The organism is Bacillus haikouensis, from assembly GCF_013179555.1.
In the GTDB taxonomy this organism is placed as follows: Bacteria; Bacillota; Bacilli; order Bacillales; family Bacillaceae_B; genus Rossellomorea; species Rossellomorea haikouensis_A.
The window spans coordinates 1-7274 of record NZ_JABMCR010000209.1 but is presented as its reverse complement, the minus strand read 5'-3'; the positions used below and the strand labels follow the sequence as shown (position 1 = coordinate 7274).

5 protein-coding genes are annotated in these 7274 nt (G+C 45.7%); all 5 read left to right on the top strand.

Annotated features, from left to right (window positions below; genetic code table 11):
- A partial coding sequence (locus tag HP456_RS17215) for a glycoside hydrolase family 2 protein (protein WP_312857788.1) occupies positions 1-543 on the top strand: 543 nt, incomplete at its 5' end.
- A 60-nt stretch (positions 544-603) separates the two neighbouring features.
- Positions 604-3165 (top strand): beta-mannosidase, encoded by a 2562-nt coding sequence (locus HP456_RS17210; RefSeq protein WP_172253373.1) that lies wholly within the window; start codon positions 604-606, stop codon positions 3163-3165.
- A gap of 619 nt (positions 3166-3784) precedes the next feature.
- A complete protein-coding gene (locus HP456_RS17205; RefSeq protein ID WP_246289190.1) occupies positions 3785-4681 on the top strand; it encodes an ROK family protein in 897 nt (298 codons plus the stop codon).
- Positions 4682-4754: 73 nt separating this feature from the next.
- Positions 4755-5702 (top strand): mannose-6-phosphate isomerase, class I, encoded by a 948-nt coding sequence (gene manA / locus HP456_RS17200; protein ID WP_172253371.1) that lies wholly within the window; start codon positions 4755-4757, stop codon positions 5700-5702.
- A gap of 368 nt (positions 5703-6070) precedes the next feature.
- Positions 6071-7274: BglG family transcription antiterminator (locus HP456_RS17195; RefSeq protein ID WP_172253369.1), on the top strand; the 1204-nt coding region annotated here is incomplete at its 3' end.

The following is a 7274-nucleotide window of genomic DNA, read 5'->3' as shown; positions in this document are numbered from 1 at the left end:
CCCGTGGCAGCTTCCTTAGATCATGATCCAGGCAAACCGCTTAAAGTCTGGGTGGTGAATGACCGCATGCAGGCATTAAAGGATACACTGAAGATCGAGGTCCTGACCTTTTCCGGTGAAAAGCTCTATTCAAAGGAGCTCCCGTTTGAAATCAGTGGAAATGAGACAACCCTGCTGGCTGTTTTCGAAGAAGGTGATCTGTTAAATGGTGTTCTCGCTGAAGAGGTTATGGTTCTATTAAGCTCGTTAAATGACCGCTTCCAGAAAAATTATTATTACCTGAGAGACTATAAAGACATCCAGCTTCCAAAAGCAAATTTAACAGTTGAACGAAATACAAAAGACCAAACGATAACGGTTCAGACGGATGTTCTCGCAAGATTTATCTGTTTGGATATGGCCCAAAGTGAAGTAACATGTTCCGACAATTTCTTTGACCTGCTTCCGGGGGAAACAAAGACCGTCCGATTGAATCACCTTGGCGGGGAGAAGATTCATCTCCAGGACATTCAGGTGTCAGCGATTAATAACTTGAAAGATTGACAGGATAACAGATCTGCTAATTAACGTGTGGGAGAGCCACTAATCAAGGAGGAATAACGGATGAATAAAGCGGTCCAAACGGAAACAGGAAATGAGAAAAGGGCAATTCTCTCAAACTGGAGTTTTAAACAAGCAGGAGAACAGGAATGGCTGCCGGCCATAATACCGGGCTGTGTCCACACCGACTTGCTGAAAAATAATAAGATACCCGACCCTTTCTATGGCAAAAATGAGCTTGACCTTCAATGGATTGATAAAGTTGATTGGAAATATCAGACCCGTTTTGATGTGTCAGGGGAGCTCTTTTCTTCTTCCCGCCTGGAGCTTGTCTTTAACGGACTGGATACGTATGCGGACGTGAGCCTGAATGGGCAGCGGATACTGACCGCCAATAACATGTTCCGTACATGGACGGCAGATGTGAAATCTTTGCTGAAGCGTGAAGGGAATCTATTGGAAGTTCATTTCCATTCACCTATTGGGCAAGATTCAGTAAAGCTGGATGAGCAGGGGTATAATCTTCCCGCAGTCAACGATCATTCAGAAGATGGAGAAGTGGGCGACAAGAATTTAAGCGTTTTTGCGCGGAAAGCTCCTTATCATTATGGATGGGACTGGGGCCCACGCTTTGTGACAAGTGGATTGTGGAAGGAAGTTGAATTAGTCGGGTGGAGTGAAAGCAGAATCACGGATGTCTTTATCCATCAGAAGAAAGTCACTGCTTCAGAAGCTGAATTGAATGTCGTATTGGAAATTGAATCAGAGGAAGAGTATCAAGGCATTGCAGAGATTTCTGCTGAAGGGCTGGATTTTGAGGCAGAGGTAAATGTATCCGCTGGCTTGAATACCGTTTCGCTGGATGTATCAATCGAGAATCCGAAGCTGTGGTGGTCAAGGGGTCTTGGGGATCAGCACCTCTATCACTTTACAGCAGTCTTATTGAAAGACGGGCAGAAGCTTACTGAAAAAAAGGTCCGGACGGGACTTCGTTCGATGAAGCTGGTGAGGGAAAAAGATGCAGAAGGGAAAACATTCTATATCGAGCTAAATGGTGTACCTGTATTTGCGAAGGGAGCCAACCATATACCAAACGACAGCTTTGTCACTGAAGTAACAGAAGAACGTTACAAACATGAAATAATGAGTGCAGTCGAATCGAACATGAATATGCTTCGTGTCTGGGGTGGAGGTATATATGAATATGACGTTTTTTACGAGCTATGCGATGAACATGGAATCCTTGTGTGGCAGGATTTCATGTTTGCCTGCAGCATGTACCCTGGTGATGCTGATTTTCTTGAGAATGTGAAGGCGGAAGCTGAAGAAAACGTCAAACGATTGAGAAACCATCCTTCCATCGCCCTGTGGTGCGGGAATAATGAAATGGATACAGCCTGGTCTGAATATGATGAGACAGCTGGATGGGGATGGAAGCAGCAGTACACCCCTGAAGAGCGCAAAGAAATCTGGGAGGCATACGACACGGTTTTCCATCAAATTCTGCCCCGGGCAGTGGAGAAATTCTCTCCTGGTGAAGATTATTGGCCTTCTTCCCCAATGGCAGACTGGACAGGGGATCAAACACAGCATTCCCATTATTCCTCTGCAAGCGGCGACCTTCACTACTGGGATGTATGGCACGGCTTGAAACCTTTCGAAGAGTATAATGACCATGTGGGCAGATTCATGAGTGAGTACGGGTTTCAGTCCTTCCCTGAAGCGAAAACGGTGGAATCCTATGCAGCGAGCAGGGACATGGAGCTTGAATCCGACGTCATGCTGCATCATCAAAAGAATGACCGGGGTAATTATCTGATCAAGGAATACATGGATAAATACCTGCCGGAGCCTAAAGACTTTCCATCCTTCCTGTATATGAGTCAGGTCCTGCAGGCAGAAGGGATCAAGATGGCAATCGAAGCCCACCGCCGTCAGAAGCCATACTGTATGGGAACTCTTTATTGGCAAATGAATGATTGCTGGCCGGTCGCCTCATGGTCGAGCATGGACTATTATGGGAGATGGAAGGCCCTGCATTACTACGCAAAGAGAAGCTTCAGGGATATCATGATTTCCATCGATGGAACAAAGGGAGATAAAATAAGTGTCCACGTTGTAAGTGATAACCTGAAAGATGTTGAAGGGACGGTTAGCCTATCCCTTCTGGATTTCAATGGGAATGTCCTAATGGAACTAGCGAAGCAGGCTGCCGTAAAGGCAAACACCGGAGAAATCATCTGTTCATTCTCTACAGAGGAGCTATTGGGCGGACATAATGCAGATGAAGTCATGTTGACTGCGAAATTAGAACAAGAAGGAGAAGTAGTCGATCTGAAAGAACACTATTTTGTATCTCTTAAAGACCTTATATTGCCTGATTCGAAAATTCTCGTCGAAGAGGTGCCTGAAAGCGGAGGAAGCGAATTCATCATTACGGCCGATACCCTTTCAAAACAGGTAATGCTTTCTACATCCTCCGAAGGAATCTTTACGGACAATTACTTTGATCTTATTCCAGGTGAATCGAAGAAAGTGACGTTCTTATCAAGGGAGTCCGGTTTTTCCCCTGCGACACCGCTGGATCTCACGGTTCATTCGATGGTAGACTTCATTAAACGATAAAAATCAAATCGACGGAAGAGCCTGGGACAAAAGTGTTTAAGTCTGAATAAAACCCGAACTAATTTGAATTTAAGGGTTCAAGAGTTCGGGTTTTTATCCGTTTGTTCGTATGTCCATTTTGTTTTCAGCTTATTCCAGCGGTTGATTGGAGTGCAAGACGAAGACTCCTGCGGGAAAAGTAGCTTAATAGAAAAGCGGAAGGGCTTTGCTCAGAGGCGGGTGGCATAAGACGAATCGTCCTGGAAGGCGCACTTTGCCTTCTTGGTCGGTTTGGCTTATGACATGTGCCTCTAAGCCCTGCAGCTAGACGAGTGAGACCCCGCAGGAGACGAACGCGACGAGGAGGCTCACGGGCTACCCGCGGAAAGCGAAGTCTTGCGCGGAAATCATTAGCGGTATTTAAAGTCGACACTTAAAATGTTCGCCTTTAGGTAGTTGTTTCTTAGTTTTAACTCAGCCTCTTTTATCTTAGGTGTTTAGAGAAGTCCTTGGTTGCCAACGCATGTTAGCGGATCATTCGTTTTCTTTGATCTGCAGCCAGTAGACTTGCGAAGGTACGCCGATGCTGGAGAAGTTAAAAAAGTTATGGAGCAGTAAAACAGTGAAGTGAGAAGGGGGAATGAATAAAGTGAAAATGATTGGTGTGGATCTCGGAGGAACAAATTTACGTGCAGGAGTGGTGGATTCGTCCGGGCGGATTTTAATTGAAAAGAGTATCAGAACGGAAGCAGAAAAAGGGTACGAGTATGTAATCAGAAAGATAATGAATCTGATTACGGAAGTGAAACAACATCACGAAGTAAAATCGATTGGGATTGGTTCGCCCGGTCCGCTTGATCCTTATAATGGAGTAATTTTGAGTCCTCCTAATTTACCTGGTTGGGATGAGATTCATCTCATAGATATACTGAAGCGTGAGATTGATGTTCCGATTTATTTAGATAACGATGCGAACGCAGCCGCCCTGGCCGAAGCGAAGTTCGGAGCAGGAAAGAATCATTCTTCTGTCTTCTATGTGACGGTCAGCACCGGAATCGGCGGAGGCTATGTACTGGACGGCAATGTAGTAAGCGGAGCCCATGGGTATGCGGGGGAAATCGGAAATATGATCCTGCAGCCGAAAGGTCCGAGATGGGGAGGACTTAATGCGGGTTCATTCGAAGCATTGGCGTCGGGTACAGCCATCGGAAGGAACGGCAGAGAACGGCTTGGTATTGCAGGCGGTGCGGAAGAAGTCTTCTCAATGGCTACAAATGGGAATCTTGAAGCCCGACACATTGTAGAAGAGACCGTCACCTATTTAGCGATGGGAATCGCTAATCTGGTGCATATCGTTAATCCATCAATCGTCGTTCTTGGAGGAGGAGTCATGCAGGCGGAAGAACAAATCCTTTCACCATTAAGAGAAAGAATCAAGGGTTACCTTTATCCCGGTTTGAGGGAATGTGTACGTCTGGAACCTGCTGTACTAGGGACAAAAGCAGGATTAATCGGTGCAGCGATGCTTGGCACGTAATGCAGCTCATGCTTTTATAATCTAAACAATTCTGGTATTGTGGTGTTTATAAAAAAAGCTACAGGAGGCACTTATGAACCAACCATTATTTCTACAACCCGTATTCCAGGAACGAATCTGGGGAGGTACGGCGTTAAAGGATCAATTTAATTATGATATCCCATCTGATAAAACCGGCGAATGCTGGGCGATATCGGGTCATCCGAACGGTCAGAGCACGGTCATGAACGGAGAGTTTGCAGGGAAGACGATCGGTGAGCTGTGGGATGAGCACCGCGAATTATTCGGAGGACATCCTTCACCGGTGTTTCCGCTGCTGACGAAAATCCTGGACGCGAACGCAGATTTGTCTGTGCAGGTGCATCCGGATGATACATATGCAAATGAGCATGAAAACGGAGAGCTTGGGAAGACGGAATGCTGGTACATCATTGATTGCGATGAAGATGCTGAAATGATTTTCGGTCATACGGCAGGGACGAAGGAAGAGTTTGTGTCGATGATTGAAAAGGGTGAGTGGGGGGATCTGCTCCGCCGCATACCGGTAAAGCCTGGTGACTTCTTCTATGTTCCGAGCGGGACGATCCATGCACTATGCAAGGGAACCCTCGTACTGGAGACGCAGCAGAGCTCGGATACAACATACCGCGTGTATGATTATGACCGCCGGGATGCAGAAGGGAACCCTCGTGAGCTGCATATCGAGAAGTCGATTGAAGTGACGACGATCCCGCATCGCAATGCCGATGTGAAGCCGGCTGTCGAGAAACGTGACGAGGCAGAGGTTACGAAGTTTGTGGAAGCGGAGTACTTTACCGTTTATAAATGGCAGGTTGACGGACACGCCTCTTTCGTACAGGATCAGCCTTTCCAGCTGGCGAGCGTGTTGGATGGGTCAGGAATGCTGAAAGTTCATGGGGAAGAGTATTCCCTGAAGAAAGGTGACCACTTTATCCTTCCTGCTGACATCGAAGCATTTGAACTGGAAGGTCAAGTCGAACTGATCATCTCCCATGTTTAATGCTGTAAAAAGACATTTGGTGTAATTAAAAGCAGAGCTTCTCACAGGGCTCTGTTTTTTGCGTTTTCCATGAAATTTAAACAAACGTTTGATTAGATGGGCGGAGCGTTGATGGGAAAGGCTTTTATGGGTTTAAACAAACGTTTGATTAAGGTTGGCAGGGTAGGAAAGGTTCGTTTCAGGGAGGGGTGGGTTCTGCTGAATAGGGACGCGGTGGGCGGAGGTGGGACGAGTATGGCTGGGGCTGGGACGGTGTACCTGTCCCTGTGTCCCTCTGCCGTTCCCCGCTCTATTTTACTTTTTTATATGAGAAAAGTATCATAAGATAGAAATCTTATCGCTTGTTTCATGATAAAGAAGGTGTAACCATGAATGAAAGACAACAGGAAATTATACGCATCCTCTTAAGTCAGTCCAATCAATTTCTGCTTATTAAGGATTTGACCGATGAATTGGATTGTTCTGAAAAAACGGTGCGGAATGATTTAAAGGTGATTGAGTCATATCTGGAGGAATATCCATCGGCCGATTTGATACGGAAACCCGGTCTGGGTATTAGTATTGATATAGATAAAAATGATAAAGCAGCGTGGTATAAAGAGCTCCAGACTAATGGTTCAAAGGGAAGTTCCCTTGAAGATGAGGAGAGACTGATCAGGATGGCCTATCATCTTCTGATGAGCACGAAGTCTGTTACTGTTCAAGATCTTATGGCCAGCTATTATGCCAGTAAATCTGTCATCAAAAAAGATACGGAACAAATTGAAATATGGTTAAGCCGTTTCAATTTAAAACTGGCGTCCAAACAGAAAGTCGGCGTGATTTTGGAGGGAACGGAAAAGAATAAGCGGTTGGCATTGTCACGCTTATCTGAGCTGGTCCACCGCCCTGAAGACACAAGTGTGTTTTTGAAGAAGCAATTTCCTCTTCATGAAGTCGATAGGGTTGTGTCTGAGCTGAGAGAGCTGCAAAGGAGCCATTCCCTGGCCTTTACCGATGATTCCTTTGACAGGATCGTGATCCACATACTCATGATGGTCAAGAGAACGAAGCTTCACCAATTCATTGCGCTGGCGGATGCTGAAATTTCATTTATAAAAAAGCAAAAAGAATTCAGTTGGACAGGAGAATTACTAGAGAATCTCGAGCGATTTTTTACGATTCGTTTTCCGGAAGAGGAACAGGCAAATTTGACGCTGCACTTTCTTGGAGGGAAATTTTTGCACAGGGATCGAGAGGACTTAGAAGGTACAGATGAACTTCTGTCGTTAATGGCTGGCGAACTGGTGAAAAGTCTTTCCAAAGCAAACGGGGTTGAGTTTAAGGGGGATGCAGAATTACTGAACGGACTGCATGTTCACCTGTATTCAACGCTCAATCGTTTGAAGCACGGTCTGCCTGTATCGAATGTGATGCTTCAGGAAATCAAGAATATGTATCCGTATATGTTTGATCAAATCCTGTTTGCATTGGAAGAGATCAATCAAATTCTTCCAGTCGAGATTCCTGAAGAGGAGGCTGCCTATTTAACGCTGCATTTCCAGGCATCGCTTGAGCGGCTCAAGAATCAGC

What these genes read in the sequence shown, in the direction of transcription:
- HP456_RS17210 (WP_172253373.1), top strand. Translation starts at nt 604, where the DNA reads ATGAATAAAGCGGTCCAAACGGAAACAGGAAATGAGAAAAGGGCAATT.
- HP456_RS17205 (WP_246289190.1), top strand. Translation starts at nt 3,785, where the DNA reads ATGAATAAAGTGAAAATGATTGGTGTGGATCTCGGAGGAACAAATTTA.
- manA (WP_172253371.1), top strand. Translation starts at nt 4,755, where the DNA reads ATGAACCAACCATTATTTCTACAACCCGTATTCCAGGAACGAATCTGG.